The following is a 17,711-nucleotide window of genomic DNA, read 5'->3' as shown; positions in this document are numbered from 1 at the left end:
TCAGTCACCGTCGTTGGCATTGAAGCCCAGTTGGATGCCCAGCGCCTTGGCCAGTTCGCCTTCGTGCAGGCGGTGGACAACGTTGAGGCTGTCATAAATGTCGTTGAGCTGCTGGCGCCCGGCGTCGTCGGCCAGCAGTTCGTTGAGGGTACGCTGGTTGCTGTCGAACAGCTTCAGCGAGGCGGCATAGGCGGCATCGATCTTGTCGGCCAACGGCTTCTGCTCGGCAGGCAACAGGCCGCGCAGGCCTTTGTTGTCGACGCCGACCCACACAGTCTGGGCCGCCGCGAGGCTGGCCTCGAGGCTTTGCAGGGACGACTGGCTGCGCCACGCATCGGCCTGGAATGGCTGCGGGATACCCTTGGTCTGGCGGCCCATCGGCGTGCCGAGTTTTTTCTTCAGGGTGTCCAGCGCAGTCACCTGGACGCGCAGCAGATCAGCGATGGCTTCGTGGGAATCGGCGTAGCGCTGGTTAGGAAACTTGGTCATCTGCGCAAGCATGCCGTCGGTGCTGTTCCAGCTGGCCAGGATTTCTTCGGCCAGGGCCTTCTGACGGTCGCCGATAGCCACCAGCAGCGGGCAGTAACGGGCTTTTTGGGCGTCGTCGGCGATGTCGGTCTTGGCGTCGTAGAGGATGTATTCGTAGGCCGACAGGCCTTGCACGACCACGCTGGACTTGGCCAGGGCCGCGCCGTCGATCTGTGGCTGGCTGGCGACCAGTTGTTCGACTTGGCGGCCGACCAGGTTCTTCTTGTCCGGCCAGAACTGCACCTGCCACGCACGGTTGCCCTCGGCCAGCGGGCCGATCAGCAGCGGTTGCAACTCGGCCCAGGCCTTTTGCGCATGCAGGAAGTCGGCGCGCGCGGTGTCCAGGCTTTCCTTGCCTTGGCAGTAAGCCAGGGCGCTGACGGCCAGTTGGCGGTCGGCTTCAACCCAACGGCTGTAGGTCGGCAAAATCACTTGCTTGGCGATAGCCGCCGAGGTCACTGCTTGCGGGTCTTGCGGTGAGCAAGCGCCGAGGGCGAGAGCGGCCAGGCTGGTGAACAACAACTTGGGACGGAACATGTCGAGCTCCCTTCTGTAATTGGGACAAGGCTTATAAAGAATTCAGGAACGCCAGCAACGCAGCGCGCTGCTCGGCATTGAAAGACAACACATGCTGCTGCGCCGCTTGTGCTTCGCCGCCGTGCCATAGCACGGCTTCGAGCAGGTTGCGCGCGCGGCCGTCATGCAAGAACTGGGTGTGATCACTCACGGTTTGCGTCAGGCCAATGCCCCACAACGGCGGCGTGCGCCAGTCGCGGCCACCGGCCTTGAATTCGCTACGGTTGTCGGCCAATCCGTCGCCCATATCGTGCAACAGCAGGTCGCTGTAGGGGCGAATCACTTGGCTGGCCAGTTCAGGTTCGGAGGCGGAGGCAGCCGTGGTGAACGCGGGTGTGTGGCAACCCTGGCAGCCCGCTTGATAGAACAGGTTTTTACCGGCCAGCACTTGCGGCGAGTTGACGTCGCGGCGCACTGGCACCGCCAGGTTGCGCGTGTAGAACAGCACCAGGCGCAGAATGTTGTCGCTGACTTCAGGCTCGCCGTCGGGGCCATTGCCATTGGGCGCCTGCTTGCAGGCGACTTGAGCATCGGTGCAGTCATCGAACGGTCTCAGGGACGTGGTGAGGCCCATATCACCAGAAAACGCGTGAACATTTTGTTGATTGAGGTTGGGTTGCCCGGCTTTCCAGCCGAAACGCCCAAGCACGGTTTTTTGCTGGGCGTCGTCCCAGACCCAATTGGCGCGGCCGACGATGGCTTCTTTGTCGGCGGTCTTCGGGTCGGTGTTGCGCAGGATATCGGCGTCGCTGATGGCTTCCAGCAGGCCCAGGCCGATCATCGGCGGGGCGATGCGCGCGGAGAAGCGTGTATCCGGATGCATCGGGCCGTAGCCAAGCTGGGTGATTTGCAGGTCCGGCTTGCGTAGTTCAACTACCGTGCCGTCCTTGAAGGTAACGTTGACCGGCGTGTAGTCGACCCGCACCTTGCCTTCGGGCACAACGCCGGGCACGGCCATGTCTTGCAGTTGCCCGCCGTAGACCGGTTCAGGGACTACGCCGATCTGTTCGATCAGCTTGGCATACGCAGGGCTATTCTCAATGGACAGGCGCACCAGCATCGACACCGCATTCGGTGCGTCGGGCAACGGTGGATGCCCACGGCCGTCTTTTATATGGCAGTTCTGGCAGGCATTCGTATTGAACAACGGGCCCAGGCCATCACGCGCCGTGGTGGTGGACGGCGCGATCACCCAAGGGCTGCGAAAGAAGCTGTTGCCCACACTGAAATCCAGGCGCCGCGTGGCCGACAAGTTGGCCGAAGGCAGGGAAAACGCGTTCTGGTCGCGCTTGTTCACCGTCGCTGCGCCGCCCGCCCGTGATTCACCGGGCTCGGCCTTGGTGAACCTGGGCGCGTCATCGCAGGCCGTCAGGCTCAAGGCCAGCAGTGCTGCGGACAGGCGAAAAAACGGACGGAACATCGAAATCCCTAAGCGAATGCGCAAATTATGGGCGCAAAGTCTAACAGGGCAGGGCGCAATGAATAAGAGCAATTATCGTTTGGTGGCATCCCGATTCATTCCCGCTAGAATGACCGCACATTTTTCTCTGGAGGTGGCCAATGCAGGCTCTCGACGCTTTGCTCAACCGTGTTTCCGTGCCGCGTTTGCTGGAACCGGCACCGACCCAGGAGCAGCGCGACGTGCTGTTCGCCGCGGCCATGCGGGCGCCCGACCACGGGCAGTTGCGCCCTTGGCGTTTCCTGACGGTGGAAGGCGCCGCCCGCGAGCAAATGGGCACGTTGCTGGCTGAGGCGGCGCGCCTGCAAGACGCTGAAGCGCCGCAAGCCGCCATCGACAAAGCCCAGAATGGCCCGCTGCGTGCGCCGTTGGTGTTGGTGGTGATTGCCCGCTTGCAGGAACATTCCAAGGTGCCGAAGTCCGAGCAACTGCTGGCTGCAGCCTGCGCTGCCCATGGGATCCTGTTGGCGGCCTACGCCCAGGGCATTGGTGCGGTGTGGCGCACTGGCGAATTGTCTTACTCGGCGCACGTTGCTCAAGGCTTGGGGCTGGCGGCGGGTGAGGAAGTGATTGGTTTCCTCTACCTAGGCACGCCGCAGAACCCGCCGCGTACGGCGCCGAAGGAAGATGTGGCGGCGTTTGTTCAGGCCTGGCCGGGTCGTTAAGCCACAAGCGATCTAAATGTGGGAGCGGGCTTGCTCGCGAAAGCTGTGTGTCAGTCATGCATGTGCCGACTGACACTCCGCTTTCGCGAGCAAGCCCGCTCCCACATTTTTGATCTTCATTGTTTTGAAGATCGGGTTACACCCGGAACTGATCCATCAACTTCATCTGCTGGCTGGCCAATGCATTCAGTTGGCTGCTGATCGCCGCCGACTCGGTGGCTTGCCCGGTGAGGGTTTCGGTCACGGTACGAATTGCCGAGACGTTGCGGTTGACCTCTTCGGCCACGGCGCTTTGTTGCTCGGCGGCGCTGGCGATCTGCAGGTTCATGTCGCTGATCACCGTGACGGCATCGCTGATCTTGCCCAGGGCCTGCACCGCTTGATGGATCTGCCCGGCATTGCTCTGGGCCTGGCTTTGGCTCGAATGCATGGTCGCCACTACGCCACGGGTGCCGCTCTGGATGCGTTCGATCACCAGGCGGATTTCCTCCACGGAATCCTGGGTGCGCTTGGCCAGGTTGCGTACTTCGTCGGCCACCACCGCAAACCCACGACCGCTTTCCCCGGCGCGCGCGGCTTCGATGGCAGCGTTGAGTGCCAGCAGGTTGGTCTGCTCGGCGATGCTGCGGATCACTTCGAGTACCGAGCCGATCTGCTCGCTATTGACCGCCAGGGCTTCGACTTCCGTCACCGCCTTGCTGACTTCCTCGGCCAGGGTGGTGATGTCCCGTGTGCTCTTTTCAATGATCTGCATGCCTTCACGTGCCGACTGGTCGGCGCCGCGTGCCGCGCTGGCGGCATTGGACGCGCTGTTAGCGACGTCATGGGCGGTGGCGCTCATTTCATTGGACGCCGTGGCCACCTGGTCGATTTCGCGGAACTGCACCTGCATGCCTTCGCTGGTCTGGCGCGCGATGGCCGAGGACTGATCGGCAGTGCCCCGCGCTTCGGTGATGCTTTGCTTGATCTGCGCGATAGTCGGCTGCAGCTTGTCGAGGAAGCGGTTGAACCAGTTCACCAGTTCGCCCAGCTCGTCTTTCTTGGCATAGGCCAGGCGCTGGGTGAGGTCGCCGTCACCGCTGGCGATGTCCTTGAGCATGGCGGCCACGCTGTTGATCGGACGGGTCACGCCGGTGGCGGTCAGCCAGATCAGCAGCAAGCCGAGCAAGCCGGCGGCGGCGCCCACCAGCAAGGCTTTGAGGGTGCCGCTGGCCTGGGCTTTGTCGAGCACACCTTGGAGTTTCGTGGCGTCGGCAAGCATGACGTGTTTGGGCAGCTTGACCACCACGCCCCAGGCTTTTGCATCGGCGATAGGTTTGACCGCGTAGACCGCACGGATCGTGTCGCCCTGTTCGCGGTTGACGTGGCTGTTACTGGCCAGCAGTTGCACGATTTCCTTGCCTTCGGCGCCGAGCGTGTCGACCAGGTTTTTGCCGACCCTGGCCGGCTCGCCGCTGTGGGCGGCAATCAGGCCGGTGCTGGAAATGACTTCCAACTGCGCGGCGCCTTCGAACAATTCCTTTTGTGCAGCATCGGCGAGGGTTTGCAGGCTGTTGAGGGCGATATCGACACCGACTACGCCGATCACTTTACCGTCCACGATCAGCGGCAGGGAGATGGTGGTCATCAGCACCGGCTTGCCGCCCACGGTGTCTTCGTACGGGTCCAGCAGGCATGTGCTGCGGGTGTCTCGTGGGCAGGTGTACCAAATGTTGTAGGGCGTGCCGCTGAGGTTGAGGGCGGTCTTGGTCAGGTCATCCTCGACCATTATGGTGTTCAGGCCTTCGCCACCGGCACGGCTCCAGTAGCTGGAGAAGCGGCCTTTTTCGTTGGACACGCGAGCCTTGTCGCCGATGAATTCGCTGTCCTTGCCATCCAGCCCATTGGGCTCGAACGACAACCAGATACCGAGCACCTTGCTGTTGCGTTCGAAGGTGGTTTTAAGACTCTGGTTGAGTTCCTCTCGCAGCGCGCCGGGGTCCAGTGAGCGCTTGGCGGCGAGGTTGCGCAAGTCCTTGACTTGGTCGGCGAGGGCAGTCACCACCAACAGGTTCTCGCCAAAGGTTTTCTGCAGTTGCACCGCCTGTTCGGCAGCCTTGGCTTGCAGCAGGTTCTGCACACTGCTGGTGAGCATTCGCGAGCTTGAATCGCTGATCAGGTGATCGTTCTGATCAGTCTCGTACAGGTTGATACTGATGATCAGCGCTATCACCCCCAACAGGCAAAGGCCTGACAACAGCACGATTTTCAAGCGGATGGAGAGGGTGTCGAACATAGGTTCACTCGCGAATGGACGTATTGGTATGCAAGCAGCAGAGCCAAGTCCATTCGGCGCTATGTCTGAAACATCGGCGTCATAAATCAATTCATGAGAAGCAAGCGATGAGCGGTAGGAGAATGCCTACAGGCAGCGTTCTGTGGGGTGTGCAAGCCGTTCCGGGCGTGACCAGATCCACAGGTTGCCCAGGCTCATGCCGGCAATCGCCAGGTAGATCGGCCAGCCGTGGTCGAGCATCACCAGCATCAGGATCGCGCAGAGCAGCATGCTCACGGTGGCGCTCACCTTGGCCCGCCGCGCGATGATCTTGCCGTTGCGCCAGTTGGACAGGATCGGCCCGAACAGCCGGTGGTTTTCCAGCCAGGCGCTGAGGCGCGGCGAACTTTGGTGGCGGCCCAGGCGGCTAAGAGGATGAATTCGGTGGTGGGCAAACCCGGGATGACAATCGCCACTAATCCGATGCCCAGGCTGACGTAGGCCAGCAGGCCGAAGAGGATCTGCGCGATTTTCGAGGTGGATTGGGGTTTGCGGGTCATGGTGAAGCTTATCTGGTGGAAAGAGAGACAGATTGCTTGAGTTGAAATGCAATCAAGGGTGGGAGCTGGCTAGGCAAGCCAGCTCCCACATTGATCCGGTTTCTACCGGAGCATTACGCCAGTTCAGGGGCGCTAGCGTACGCCTGTTCCAACAAGACGGTGAAGCGTACAAACGCGTCGACCGCGCCTTTTTCCACTGCGGCTTCCTCTTCGGCGCTGAACGCCAAGGCGTCGAGGGTGCGGGTGAAGCGCTTCCAGCCTTCGGCACGACCGCCGGCCGGTTCACTTAGGTGACGGGCACCGAAGGTTTCGCTCAGGCCCAGGCCCACGGCGCGCTTGATCAGGAACGCAGCGCCGAGCTTTGAGCCCTCGGAAACGAACAGCCAGCCGAGGGCTTCGGCCTTGCTCGGGTTCTTCACGGCGCCCGCCACCGGCGCAGGCACTTCGGTGTCCAGGTCGGCCAGGTCCAGCTTGGCGGCGTCCGCACGGCAGCGCTCCGCCAGGTCCGGCACGATCTTGATCAGTTCGGCATCGTTGTAGAGGGCCACCAGTTCCGACTGGAACAGATACTGCGCCACCACGAAACGCGCGAAGTTGGCCTGTGTCTCGAACGGCGCGTGGGCTTTGACCAATGCGTCGAGCTTGGTGTGCGGCTCGTTCGTGATCTGGTTCAGGCGCTGGGAGCGCAGGCTTGGACGTTCTGCGGTAGGAGAAGCGGTCATGAATAAGTCCTTGAGAAGGGGAGCGCCTTATTGCTCTTAAAGAGAGCGGTTATCAACTAGACGAACAAGAAGACGCGGCACAGTAAAAAATCCTCACCCCGGCGATGAAATTTCGACGAGGTGAGTGGTGCGCGTTAGATGTCCCAGACCACGTTGATCGCAAAGTTGCGACCCGGCTGGGTCAGGCGGTCGAGGTTGGCGGGCGAGGTCACACCGGCCTCGCCGACGCCGTCGTAGCTGCGCACGTCATCCCAGTTCCAGTACTTCTTGTCGGTCAGGTTGTAGAGACCACCGTTGAGGGTCACGTCGTGGGTGACCTTATAGAAGGCGGTCAGGTCGACAATGCCGAAGCCTGGGGTCTTGAAGGGGCCAGTGGTGCTGCCGTCAGGCGCATGGAAGGTGGTGCTGTCGACGCGATTCTGTTTTTTCACCAGGGTCCAGCTCAGCACGCCACCGTAGTTGTCCTGGTCGTAGCCCAGGCCGAATACGCCCTTGAGCGGGTTGACGCTGTTGAGCGCCTCGCCATTATCGTCGTTGCGGCCATAGGTGTAGCCAACCGAACCCTGGGTGTACAGGCCTTGCGGTGCGCCAAACGCGTCAAGGTTCAGGCGCCCTTTGGCTTCGATCCCCTTGATGGTAGCGTGCTTGATGTTGTTGGCTTCGAATTGCTGTGAGGTACTGCCGGCGACGGAGGCGTCCTCGTCGATGAAATTGCGGTATTTGTTGTAGAACACGGCGATATCAAACGAACCGGAATCGAAGTTGCCACGAATCCCGGTTTCCACGCCTTTGCTGCTTTCCGGCTTGAGGTCCGGGTTGGGCTCGACGGTGTAGCCCTGCTGCAGGTTTTCGAAGCGGCCGTACAAGGCTTTGGCTGACGGTGTGCGGAAACCTTCAGCGTATTGACCAAACCAGGTGTAGTGATCGGTCAGCGCGTAGGTCAGGCCGAATTTGGGCGTCACACGGTGCCAGGTTTTTTCCTTGTCACTGTGGGCGTAGATCCGCGTCGGGTCGACGGTGTTGAGGAACTCTTCAGTCAACTTGGGCTTGAGTTGGGTGTAGTCATAGCGCACCGCGGGCAGGAAGGTCCACTTGTCCCAGGTGATCTGGTCCTGCGCGAACAGCGAGTAAGTGTTGATAGTCGGGTCCGGGAAGTCGCTGGCTTTTTTCACGCTGTCGCTGGCAATCGGGCTGGGCGCGCCGATGGCCGTGCAACCGCTGCCGACCGCCAGGCAGGTCGCCGCGCCTTCGCGGGAGCCGGTAACCTTCTGTTGTTTGAGGGTGGTGCCATAGGTCAGTTGGTGATCGGTTTCACCCAGGCTGAAGGCCTTGTCCAACTGTGCGTCGAACACCCACTGTTTTTCTTCATAAAGGGTTTCGCGGGTGCGCAAGACACGCCGTGATGGCTGGTAGATCTCGGCAGTGGTCTGGTCGGTCTTGGCGATCTGGTAGTTGAGGCTAGTCTTGATGTGATCGGCAATCGGCGATTCGAGGGCGAAGCGGTTTTCGATACCGAAACGTTCGCGGGTGATGGTGTCGTTGCCCGACCGCGCCCGGTAGAAGTTGAAGCCGCGCCCGCCTGTGAATGGGCCGCCCACGGCATTCTTGAGGTTGACGTCGCGATCGTCCTTGAACTTCTCGTAAGTCAGGCCCAGTCGGTTGTCATCGCCATAATTCCAACCCAGCTTGGCCAGCACGTTGGTGGTGCGCGCATCTTCGGGGTTGGCGCCGGTACGCGCCAGGCCCGCGGCGTTGTTGCCGTCGTAGGATTCCATTTCGTGACCATTACGCTGGCTCAAGTGCAGCAAGCCGTCGAAGTCCTGCACGCGCCCGGCGATGGTGCCAGAGGTCAACCAGCTCTCGTCGGCGGAGCTGTAGCCGGTCTTCAGGCGGGCGCCGAAGTCCTGGCCGGGCTTGATGATGTCATCCGGGTCGAGGGTGAAATAGCTGACGGCGCCACCAATGGCGCTGCTGCCATACAGGGCCGAGGCCGGGCCGCGCAGGATTTCCACGCGCTTGACGATTTCCGGGTCCACGTAATTGCGGCGGGTCTTGGCGTAAGGGCCGTTGAAGAAATTGTCCGGCACTTCCACGCCATCCACCTGGGTGAGGATGCGGTCGCCGTCAATGCCACGAATGTTGTAGCCCGAGTTGCTCGCACGGCCGCCGGCGCCGCCTACTGAGACGTTGGGCTCGTAACGCACCAGCTCGCGAATGGTTTTCACGTTCTGGCGGTCCAGCTCCTCACGTTCATGCACGCTGACGCTGCTCGGCACGCTGTTTACATCCTGCTCGTTACGGGTGGCGCTGATAGTCACCTGCTGCAGGTTGAGGGTGCTTCCCGCTGCGCGCTTTTCCAGGACGATGTTGTTGTTGCCCAGTTTGCGGTAGCTCAGGTTGGTCCCCACCAACAGCCGATCCAGGGCTTTTTCCGGCGACAACGGGCCGCGTGCGCCAGGGGACGATACGCCCTGGCCGAGTTCCGCCGGCAGGCCGACTTGCCAGCCGGTGACGGCGGTAAAGGCGTTGAGTGCCGAGACCAGCGGCTGCTGCTCGATGCTGAAGGTGTAATTGCCATGGCTGCGCGGCGCAGGTTCGGCAGCAGCGGCCGTCATCACTGGCGCAGCTGCCAGCAGGATAGCCGCCGTCAGCACGGACAGGACGGGCGAGGAGGACCGGCGGTTGAAACAAGAGGACATCGAGAGCGCTCCGGGATACGAATCTTATAGTTGCGAACCGAGACAAATAGGAATCAGTTGCATTGGCTAAGACGAGACGTACCACCGTCAGCTATCGAGTAAAAATAATTCTCATTTAGTTCAGGATCACCAGCGCCGGGTATTCCGACAACTTGGCCGAGGTGATGTGAGCCAGTGAACGCACGACGTCCAGGGGCTGGTCGAGGCGATAATTGCCGGTGACGGCGACGTTGGCGAGCCGGTCGTTGGTGTTGACGATCCAGCCAGGGTAATAGCGGCGCAGTTCGGCGAGCACTTCGCTCATCGGGCAGTTTTCGAAGATCAGCCGGCCTTGTACCCAGGCCAGGTCTTTATTGGCATCCAGCTTGGCAGGCTGGCCGAAGCCCTTGGGCCCGATGCGGATACTTTCACCGGCGCTCAGGCGCACGCGGGCATCGTCGAAGGTATTGCTCAGGTCGACATCGCCGCGCTGCACTTGCACTTGGGCTTCACCGTTGAGGTAGCGCACGGCGAAAGTGGTGTCGCGTACGCTGGCACGTACGGGGCCGGCGTCGATTTCCAGGGGCAGGCCATGATTGGGCACGACTTCGAAAAACGCCTCGCCCTGATACAGGCGGGCGATGCGCTGGTGGTCCTTGATGCTGCTGGAAAACGCCGAGTCGGTGTTGAGCAACACCTTCGAACCGTCGTCCAATTGCAGGCGCTGGCGTTCGCCCACCACGGTGAGGTGGTCAGCTTGCAGACGTACCGGCAGGTTGCTGAAGCTGAACAGGCCGATCAACAGCACGGCGGCGGTGGCCAACGGTTTCCAATGCGGTTTGACCCGGCGCCAGGCGCTGGGCTTGCGTGGCACGGCCAGTGCAACGGCGGCGCTGTGTACCGGCGCTCCACCCCAGGCGGCCTGGGCCTTGTCGAAGGCGCGGACGTGAGCCGGGTCACGCATCAGCCAGGCTTCAAATTCGGCCTGCTGCCCGGGCTTCGGGCACTGCAAGGCGATCAGCCAGTCGAGGGCTTGGTCCATAGCCGTGTCTTGCAACACCTCATGAGCCAGCTCATGGGGCCGCAGTTTATTCGGGTCCGTCACGGTGTTCCTCGGGTCTTCGCCACGTTCTATTCAACTTTCGTACAGCCTGTGCCGACGCATCTGTCGGGTGAAGCTTAAGGCCGATCCAGCCGTTCGGCCACACCTACACAGATGGCCATGATCAATTTCAGTTCCTTTTGCACGGTGCTCAAGGACACGTGTAACTGATCAGCAATCTCCTGGTAGCTGCAACCATGCAGGCGGCTGAGGATGAAAATCTGCTGCTGACGGGCGCTCAACTGGCCCAGGCTGACGCTCAGGGCCTCAAGCATTTGCTCGGCCTGGGTGGCGTCCTCTGGTGTACTGATAGGGGCGGCGACGCTTTGCAGAACGTCCAGCGGGACATCTTCCTGCAACGTGCGGGCCTGGATCCGACGCGCGCGCAGGTGATCCAGCGCCAGGTTGCGCGCCGTCTGATAGACAAAGGGTTCAAGGTGATCGATCGGCCGCTCGCTCAGGGCCCGGGTGACGCGCAGGTAGGTTTCCTGCAACAGGTCCTCGGCGGTGCTGTGGTTATTCACCATCCGCTGCAAGGTGCGAAGCAGAATCACCCGTTGGGTGAGAAAGACATGGTTGAAGCGAGATTGGCTCACAGTGATACCAGACCGATATACAGTTAATGATAATGCTTATCATCAACTCAAATGGCAAGGGGCACTTTGAGCGGGTTTACGGATCCCTGTGCGAACCAGGCTTATGTGGGAGCTGGCTTGCCCGCGATAGCATCACCTCGGTCTGACTGAAACACCGAGTTGCCTGCATCGCGGGCAAGCCCGGCTCTCACAAAAAACCGGCTCCCACAAGCGATCTGCGTTGCCCGATTACTCGGCGTTGCACAGCGCCAGGCAGTTATCCAGCATACGGTTGGAGAAGCCCCACTCGTTGTCGTACCACGCCAGCACTTTCAGCAACTTGCCACTGACCTTGGTGTGATTGGCATCGAAGATCGACGACAGCGGGTTGTGGTTGAAGTCACTGGAAACCAGCGGCAGGGTGTTGTAGCCGAGGATCTTCGAGTGCTGGCTGGCTTCTTTGAGCAGCGCGTTGACCTGTTCGGCAGTGGCTTCTTTCTTCAGCTGTACGGTGAGGTCCACCAGCGATACGTTGATCACCGGTACCCGCACGGCCATGCCGGTCAGCTTGCCCGCCAGTTCCGGCAGCACCAGGCCGACCGCTTCAGCCGCGCCGGTCTTGCTTGGGATCATGTTCTGGGTGGCCGAACGCGCGCGGTACGGGTCGGTGTGGTAGACGTCGGTGAGGTTCTGATCGTTGGTGTAGGCGTGAATCGTGGTCATCAGGCCGCTTTCGATACCCAACTCGCGGTGCAGCACTTGGGCCACAGGCGCCAGGCAGTTGGTGGTGCACGAGGCGTTGGAGATGATCTGGTGGGATTGACGCAAAATGTCATGGTTCACGCCGTAGACCACGGTGGCGTCCGCGCCCTTGGCCGGTGCAGAGATGATCACCTTGCGCGCGCCAGCGGTAATATGGGCGGCAGCCTTGTCACGGTCAGTGAACAGACCGGTGCATTCGAACACCACGTCGATCTTGTGCGCAGCCCACGGCAGGTCGGCCGGGTTGCGAATGGCACTGACGGCAATCCGGTCACCATTGACGGTCAGGCTTTCCTGATCGTGGGCGACCTCTGCTTCGAAAGTGCCATGCACGGTGTCGTATTTGAGCAGGTGGGCGTTGATCGAACTGTCGCCCAGATCATTGATGGCGACGATCTGCAAATCCTGGCGGTAGCCTTGGGTATACAGTGCGCGCAGGACATTACGGCCGATACGGCCAAAACCATTGATTGCGATACGAAGAGTCATTGGAGAGTGCCTGTCGTCGATTTGTTGTAAGAATTACAAGATTATTCGCATAAAAATAGAAAACAAGCCTTTTTAGTGGCAATATTTTGTTCAATCTACAACGAGTGACCTGAATCAACTGGTCCGATGATCCAAATGCCTCCCTGCCATCCCATGCGCTGCGGGCGTTTGATCAACCCAGGAACGAGGGTCGCCACATCCGTTAGCCTGGAGTTCTACACATGCATCCCCGCGTTCTTGAGGTCACCGAACGGCTTATCGCCCGCAGCCGCGCCACTCGCGAGGCTTACCTTGCGCTCATTCGCGGTGCAGCCATCGACGGTCCGATGCGCGGTAAGCTGCAATGCGCCAACTTCGCCCACGGCGTGGCCGGTTGCGGCACTGAAGATAAAAATAGCCTGCGTATGATGAATGCCGCCAACGTGGCAATTGTTTCGTCATATAACGACATGCTCTCGGCGCATCAGCCGTACGAACACTTCCCGGAACAGATCAAGAAAGCCCTGCGCGAAGTCGGTTCGGTCGGCCAGTTCGCCGGTGGCACCCCCGCCATGTGCGACGGCGTGACCCAAGGCGAGCCCGGTATGGAGCTGAGCCTGCTCAGCCGTGAAGTGATTGCCATGTCCACGGCGGTAGCGCTGTCCCACAACATGTTCGATGCCGCGCTGATGCTCGGCATCTGCGACAAGATCGTCCCCGGCCTGATGATGGGCGCACTGCGCTACGGCCACCTGCCGATGATCTTCGTCCCGGGCGGCCCGATGCCGTCGGGCATCTCCAACAAACAGAAAGCCGATGTGCGCCAGCGCTATGCCGAAGGCAAGGCGACCCGCGAAGAGCTGCTGGAATCGGAGATGAAGTCCTACCACAGCCCTGGCACCTGCACCTTCTACGGCACTGCCAACACCAACCAGTTGCTGATGGAAGTGATGGGCCTGCACTTGCCAGGCGCCTCGTTCGTCAACCCGTACACGCCGCTGCGTGACGCACTGACCCGCGAAGCCGCGCACCAGGTCACGCGCCTGACCAAGGCCAACGGCAGCTTCACGCCGATCGGCGAGATCGTCGACGAGAAGTCCATCGTCAACTCCATCGTCGCCCTCAACGCCACCGGCGGTTCCACCAACCACACGCTGCACATGCCGGCTATCGCCATGTCGGCGGGCATTATTCTCACCTGGCAGGACATGGCCGACCTCTCCGAGGTGGTGCCGACCCTGTCCCACGTGTATCCGAACGGCAAGGCGGACATCAACCACTTCCAGGCGGCGGGCGGCATGTCGTTCCTGATCCGTGAACTGCTTGAAGCCGGCCTGCTCCATGAAGACGTCAACACCGTGGCCGGCAAGGGCCTGAGCCGTTATATCCAGGAACCGTTCCTGGTGGATGGCGAGCTGGTCTGGCGCGACGGTCCGATCGAAAGCCTCGACGAAACCATCCTGCGCCCCGTGGCCCGTGCGTTCTCGCCGGAAGGTGGTTTGCGTGTGATGGAAGGCAACCTCGGCCGTGGCGTAATGAAAGTCTCGGCGGTAGCCCTCGAGCATCAAATTGTCGAAGCACCCGCCGTGGTGTTCCAGGATCAGCAGGACCTGGCCGACGCCTTCAAGGCCGGCCAGCTGGAAAAAGACTTTGTCGCGGTGATGCGCTTCCAGGGCCCGCGCTCCAACGGCATGCCGGAACTGCACAAGATGACGCCATTCCTCGGCGTGTTGCAGGACCGTGGTTTCAAAGTTGCGCTGGTGACAGACGGGCGTATGTCCGGCGCGTCGGGTAAGATCCCCGCCGCGATTCACGTTAACCCCGAAGCCCACAGCGGCGGGCCACTGGCGCGGGTGCGCGATGGCGATATCATTCGCGTGGATGGCGTGAAAGGCACCTTGGAGCTTAAGGTAGACGCCGAAGAATTTGCAGCGCGCGCACCTGCCACGGGCCTGTTGGGCAATAACGTGGGAGCCGGTCGTGAGCTGTTTGCATTTATGCGCTTGGCCGCAAGCTCCGCAGAGCAGGGCGCCAGCGCCTTTACCTCTGCCCTGGAGACGCTTAAGTGAAGCTAGCGCTGGTCGGTGATATCGGTGGAACCAACGCGCGTTTCGCGTTGTGGCGGGACCAGGCGCTGCATTCGATCCGCGTGCATGCCACGGCGGATCATTCCAGCCCCGAAGAGGCGATCAAGGTTTATCTCAAGGAAGAAGGCCTGGAAATCGGTGACATCGGTGCGGTGTGCCTGTCGGTGGCCGGGCCGGTGAGTGGGGATGAATTTAAATTCACCAACAATCACTGGCGCCTGAGTAAGACTGCTTTCTGTAAAGCCTTGCAGGTGGATGAGCTGCTACTAGTCAACGACTTCTCGGCCATGGCCCTAGGCATGACGCGCTTGCAGCCCGACGAGTTTCGTGTGGTCTGCGAAGGCACGCCGGAGCCGTTGCGCCCGGCGGTGGTGATTGGTCCTGGCACCGGCCTGGGTGTTGGCACATTGCTGGATTTGGGGGGCGGGCGTTTCGCCGCATTGCCGGGCGAGGGCGGCCATGTCGACCTGCCTTTGAGCAGCCCGCGGGAAACCCAGTTGTGGCAGCACATCTACAGCGAGATCGGCCACGTCAGCGCCGAAACCGCCTTGAGCGGAGGCGGCTTGCCGCGCCTGTATCGAGCGATTTGTGCAGTGGACGGTCACACCCCGGTGCTGGACACGCCCGAAGCCATCACGGCCGCAGGCCTGGCCGGCGACCCGGTGGCGATGGAAGTGTTAGACCAGTTCAGCATCTGGCTGGGCCGAGTAGCCGGCAACAACGTGCTGACCACCGGCGGGCGCGGTGGCGTGTACATCGTGGGCGGCGTGATACCGAGGTTTGCCGACTTCTTTATCCGCAGCGGTTTCGCCAAGAGCTTTGCGGACAAAGGCTGCATGAGCGACTACTTCAAGGGCATTCCGGTGTGGTTGGTCACAGCCCCGTATTCCGGGTTGACCGGGGCTGGCGTGGCGTTGGAGCAGGCGTTTGCGTAGGCCGTGATGGCCCCATCGCAGGCAAGCCAGCTCCCACATTTGGAGTGCATTCTCCTGTGGGAGCTGGCTTGCCTGCGATCAGGGCCTCAAGAGCAACAAATGACTTAAGCTTGGCCATAACAACAAGGAGGACCCCGTGAGCGTAATCAGTAAATCCATTCTCCTCGTCGACGACGACCAGGAAATCCGCGAGTTGCTGCAGACCTACCTCAGTCGCGCCGGTTTCCAGGTGCGTGGCGTGCCGGATGGCGCGGGGTTCCGCCAGGCGATGAACGAGGCGCCATGCGACCTGGTCATCCTTGATGTGATGTTGCCGGACGAAGACGGTTTCAGCCTCTGCCGCTGGATCCGCCAGCACCCGCGCCAGGCGCAGGTGCCGATCATCATGCTCACCGCCAGCTCTGACGAAGCCGACCGCGTGATCGGCCTGGAGCTGGGTGCCGATGACTACATCGGCAAACCCTTCAGCCCCCGTGAGCTGCAGGCGCGGATCAAAGCGCTATTGCGCCGTTGCCAGTTTGGCCAGGAACGCAGCGTAGGCGGGGATGTGCTGGTGTTTGATGAGTGGCGCCTGGACATGATCAGCCACCGGCTGTTTCATGTGGATGGCGAAGAAGTGATCCTTTCCGGTGCCGACTTTGCCCTGCTCAAATTGTTTCTCGACCACCCCCAACAAATCCTCGACCGTGACACCATCGGCAACGCCACCCGTGGTCGCGACTTGATGCCGCTGGACCGTATCGTCGACATGGCTGTCAGCCGCCTGCGCCAACGCCTGCGCGATACCGAAAAACCCCCGAGGCTGATCCGCACCGTGCGCGGCAGCGGTTATCAACTGGCAGCCAGCGTGGTTGCCGGCAATGCCCACTGAACATGTGACCGAGCGCCGCCGCCGTTTCCCGGTGCCGCGCTCGCTGCTGGGGCGCATGCTGCTGCTGACGCTGCTGGCGGTGTTGTTTGCCCAGGCGCTGTCCAGCGTGATCTGGGTGTCGCAGTTGCGCGCCACCCAGCTCGAGGGCCTGGTCACCAGCGCCCGTAGCCTGGCGCATTCGATGACCGCCAGCGTGAGCTACTTCCGTTCGTTGCCGGTGGCGTATCGCCCGTTGGTCCTGGACCAATTGCGCAGCATGGGCGGCACCCGCTTCGTGGTAACCCTCAACGACCGACCGCTGGACATGGAGGTCTTGCCGGAGACCCCGCGCAAGCATGCCGTGCTGGTGGCCGTGGATGAAGTGCTGCGCCAGACCCTCGGCGCCGACGTGCACATCTCGGTGGAGTTTGTCAGCGCCGAAGACCTGCGCATCTTCAATGCTGGCCTGAAACTCGACGAGTTGCCGCGTTCCTGGGCGCATTACGCGTTGACCCTGGAACCGGTGAACCCGCCCGTGCTGGTGACCCAGATCCAGCTCGCCCCGGGCGAATGGCTGTACATTGCTTCGCTGCTGCCCGAGCCCTACACCAGTCTTGAGGAACAAGGCCTGCCGTCCCAGCAAGTGTGGTTTATCGTGCTGACCAGCGGTTTCCTGCTGCTGTTTATCGGCTTGCTGGTGCACTGGCAGAGTCGGCCCCTTAAACGCCTGGCGCGGGCGGCGCGGGATATGTCCCTGGGGGCTGACGTAGAGCCGGTAGCCGAAGGCGGCGGCAGCGAAGTGGTGGAAGTGGGCCGTGCGTTCAACGCGATGCGCGAACGTATCAGCCGCTACCTGACCGAGCGCAGCCAGTTGTTCAGCGCCATTTCCCATGATTTGCGCACACCGATTACCCGTCTGCGCCTGCGCGTGGAACTGCTTGAAGACGAAAACCTGCAAACCAAATTCGGCCGCGATCTTGATGAACTAGAGTTGCTGGTGAAAGGCGCGCTGCAATGCGTGAAAGACACCGATATTCACGAAAATATCGAGCCGGTGGACCTGAACCACGTGCTCGACTGCCTGGTGGAACCGTACCTGGCGCCCAACGGCAATGGCCGCGTCACCCAGCATGGCCGCGCACTGACCCCTTATCCGGGCAAGCCGCTGGCGCTCAAGCGTTGCATCGGCAACCTGATCGACAACGCGTTGAAGTACGGGCAGAACGCGCATTTGCACATCGAGGACAACGGCGCGGAGTTCATCCTGCATGTGGATGACGAGGGGCCTGGGGTTCCGGAGCAGCGGCTGGAGCAAGTGTTTGAACCGCACTTCCGTCTGGCAGGGCACCAGCAGGGTTACGGCTTGGGACTAGGGATTGCGCGCAACATTGCCCACAGCCATGGCGGTGAAGTGAGTTTGCAGAACCTGCGTGAGGGCGGGTTGCGCGTGACCCTGCAGCTCCCCCGCGGCCTCGATTGAACACACGCGA

Annotated in this window: 13 protein-coding genes and 2 pseudogenes; 5 read left to right on the top strand and 10 right to left on the bottom strand. The window is 61.4% G+C overall.

Annotated elements, in window-relative coordinates; genetic code table 11:
* Both AB4O35_RS00215 and AB4O35_RS00210 read right to left on the bottom strand, forming a co-directional pair.
* The gene (locus AB4O35_RS00215) at window positions 1-1,065 is read right to left on the bottom strand and encodes an imelysin family protein (protein ID WP_065910325.1); all 1,065 of its coding nucleotides are present in this window, start codon (window positions 1,063-1,065) and stop codon (window positions 1-3) included.
* Window positions 1,066-1,096: 31 nt separating this feature from the next.
* Complete coding sequence (locus AB4O35_RS00210) at window positions 1,097-2,524, bottom strand: di-heme oxidoreductase family protein (RefSeq protein ID WP_065889947.1); 1,428 nt, start codon at window positions 2,522-2,524, stop codon at window positions 1,097-1,099.
* Window positions 2,525-2,664: 140 nt separating this feature from the next.
* Here AB4O35_RS00210 and AB4O35_RS00205 point away from each other — a divergent pair, with 140 nt between their 5' ends.
* The gene (locus tag AB4O35_RS00205) at window positions 2,665-3,228 is read left to right on the top strand and encodes an NAD(P)H nitroreductase (RefSeq protein ID WP_065880778.1); all 564 of its coding nucleotides are present in this window, start codon (window positions 2,665-2,667) and stop codon (window positions 3,226-3,228) included.
* 136 nt (window positions 3,229-3,364) lie between these two features.
* Here the strand turns inward: AB4O35_RS00205 and AB4O35_RS00200 are convergent, their stop codons facing one another.
* The 8 genes and pseudogenes from AB4O35_RS00200 to gap all read right to left on the bottom strand — a co-directional run bounded on the left by AB4O35_RS00200 (window position 3,365) and on the right by gap (window position 12,370).
* The gene (locus tag AB4O35_RS00200) at window positions 3,365-4,120 is read right to left on the bottom strand and encodes a methyl-accepting chemotaxis protein (protein ID WP_371905445.1); all 756 of its coding nucleotides are present in this window, start codon (window positions 4,118-4,120) and stop codon (window positions 3,365-3,367) included.
* A 102-nt stretch (window positions 4,121-4,222) separates the two neighbouring features.
* Window positions 4,223-5,362: pseudogene (locus AB4O35_RS00195) on the bottom strand (methyl-accepting chemotaxis protein); the annotation flags it as partial.
* A gap of 267 nt (window positions 5,363-5,629) precedes the next feature.
* Window positions 5,630-6,042, bottom strand: a pseudogene (locus AB4O35_RS00190) (YbaN family protein).
* Window positions 6,043-6,155: 113 nt separating this feature from the next.
* Complete coding sequence (locus tag AB4O35_RS00185) at window positions 6,156-6,764, bottom strand: biliverdin-producing heme oxygenase (protein WP_065873632.1); 609 nt, start codon at window positions 6,762-6,764, stop codon at window positions 6,156-6,158.
* 134 nt (window positions 6,765-6,898) lie between these two features.
* Window positions 6,899-9,463 (bottom strand): TonB-dependent receptor, encoded by a 2,565-nt coding sequence (locus AB4O35_RS00180; protein WP_065945796.1) that lies wholly within the window; start codon window positions 9,461-9,463, stop codon window positions 6,899-6,901.
* A gap of 115 nt (window positions 9,464-9,578) precedes the next feature.
* Window positions 9,579-10,547, bottom strand: coding sequence for a FecR family protein (locus AB4O35_RS00175; RefSeq protein WP_065945797.1), 969 nt, complete (start codon window positions 10,545-10,547; stop codon window positions 9,579-9,581).
* A 74-nt stretch (window positions 10,548-10,621) separates the two neighbouring features.
* Window positions 10,622-11,140 (bottom strand): RNA polymerase sigma factor, encoded by a 519-nt coding sequence (locus AB4O35_RS00170; protein WP_065873629.1) that lies wholly within the window; start codon window positions 11,138-11,140, stop codon window positions 10,622-10,624.
* A gap of 228 nt (window positions 11,141-11,368) precedes the next feature.
* On the bottom strand, window positions 11,369-12,370 hold the full coding sequence (gene gap, locus AB4O35_RS00165) for a type I glyceraldehyde-3-phosphate dehydrogenase (RefSeq protein ID WP_049711713.1): 1,002 nt from the start codon (window positions 12,368-12,370) through the stop codon (window positions 11,369-11,371).
* A gap of 221 nt (window positions 12,371-12,591) precedes the next feature.
* Between gap and edd the strand changes: the two genes are divergently transcribed.
* The 4 genes from edd to AB4O35_RS00145 all read left to right on the top strand — a co-directional run bounded on the left by edd (window position 12,592) and on the right by AB4O35_RS00145 (window position 17,701).
* The gene (gene edd, locus AB4O35_RS00160) at window positions 12,592-14,418 is read left to right on the top strand and encodes a phosphogluconate dehydratase (RefSeq protein ID WP_065880975.1); all 1,827 of its coding nucleotides are present in this window, start codon (window positions 12,592-12,594) and stop codon (window positions 14,416-14,418) included.
* Window positions 14,415-15,371, top strand: a complete 957-nt coding sequence (locus tag AB4O35_RS00155) for a glucokinase (protein ID WP_065873627.1) — start codon at window positions 14,415-14,417, stop codon at window positions 15,369-15,371. The genes edd and AB4O35_RS00155 overlap by 4 nt, the downstream gene beginning before the upstream one ends.
* Before the next feature lie 136 nt (window positions 15,372-15,507).
* Window positions 15,508-16,242: a response regulator gene (locus tag AB4O35_RS00150; protein ID WP_025854798.1), complete on the top strand. Its 735-nt coding sequence runs from the start codon at window positions 15,508-15,510 to the stop codon at window positions 16,240-16,242.
* A gap of 31 nt (window positions 16,243-16,273) precedes the next feature.
* The gene (locus AB4O35_RS00145) at window positions 16,274-17,701 is read left to right on the top strand and encodes an ATP-binding protein (protein WP_210172768.1); all 1,428 of its coding nucleotides are present in this window, start codon (window positions 16,274-16,276) and stop codon (window positions 17,699-17,701) included.
* Window positions 17,702-17,711 lie beyond the last annotated feature (10 nt).

It is taken from the genome of Pseudomonas sp. H1_A03, from assembly GCF_054685145.1.
Note: the sequence above shows the minus strand (reverse complement) of the source record. Positions and strands in the feature narration are given on the sequence as shown.

Bases quoted from the DNA above. Each gene is read 5' to 3' on its own strand.
- AB4O35_RS00215 (WP_065910325.1), bottom strand. From the start codon at position 1,065: ATGTTCCGTCCCAAGTTGTTGTTCACCAGCCTGGCCGCTCTCGCCCTC.
- AB4O35_RS00210 (WP_065889947.1), bottom strand. From the start codon at position 2,524: ATGTTCCGTCCGTTTTTTCGCCTGTCCGCAGCACTGCTGGCCTTGAGC.
- AB4O35_RS00205 (WP_065880778.1), top strand. From the start codon at position 2,665: ATGCAGGCTCTCGACGCTTTGCTCAACCGTGTTTCCGTGCCGCGTTTG.
- AB4O35_RS00200 (WP_371905445.1), bottom strand. From the start codon at position 4,120: ATGCAGGTGCAGTTCCGCGAAATCGACCAGGTGGCCACGGCGTCCAAT.
- AB4O35_RS00185 (WP_065873632.1), bottom strand. From the start codon at position 6,764: ATGACCGCTTCTCCTACCGCAGAACGTCCAAGCCTGCGCTCCCAGCGC.
- AB4O35_RS00180 (WP_065945796.1), bottom strand. From the start codon at position 9,463: ATGTCCTCTTGTTTCAACCGCCGGTCCTCCTCGCCCGTCCTGTCCGTG.
- gap (WP_049711713.1), bottom strand. From the start codon at position 12,370: ATGACTCTTCGTATCGCAATCAATGGTTTTGGCCGTATCGGCCGTAAT.
- edd (WP_065880975.1), top strand. From the start codon at position 12,592: ATGCATCCCCGCGTTCTTGAGGTCACCGAACGGCTTATCGCCCGCAGC.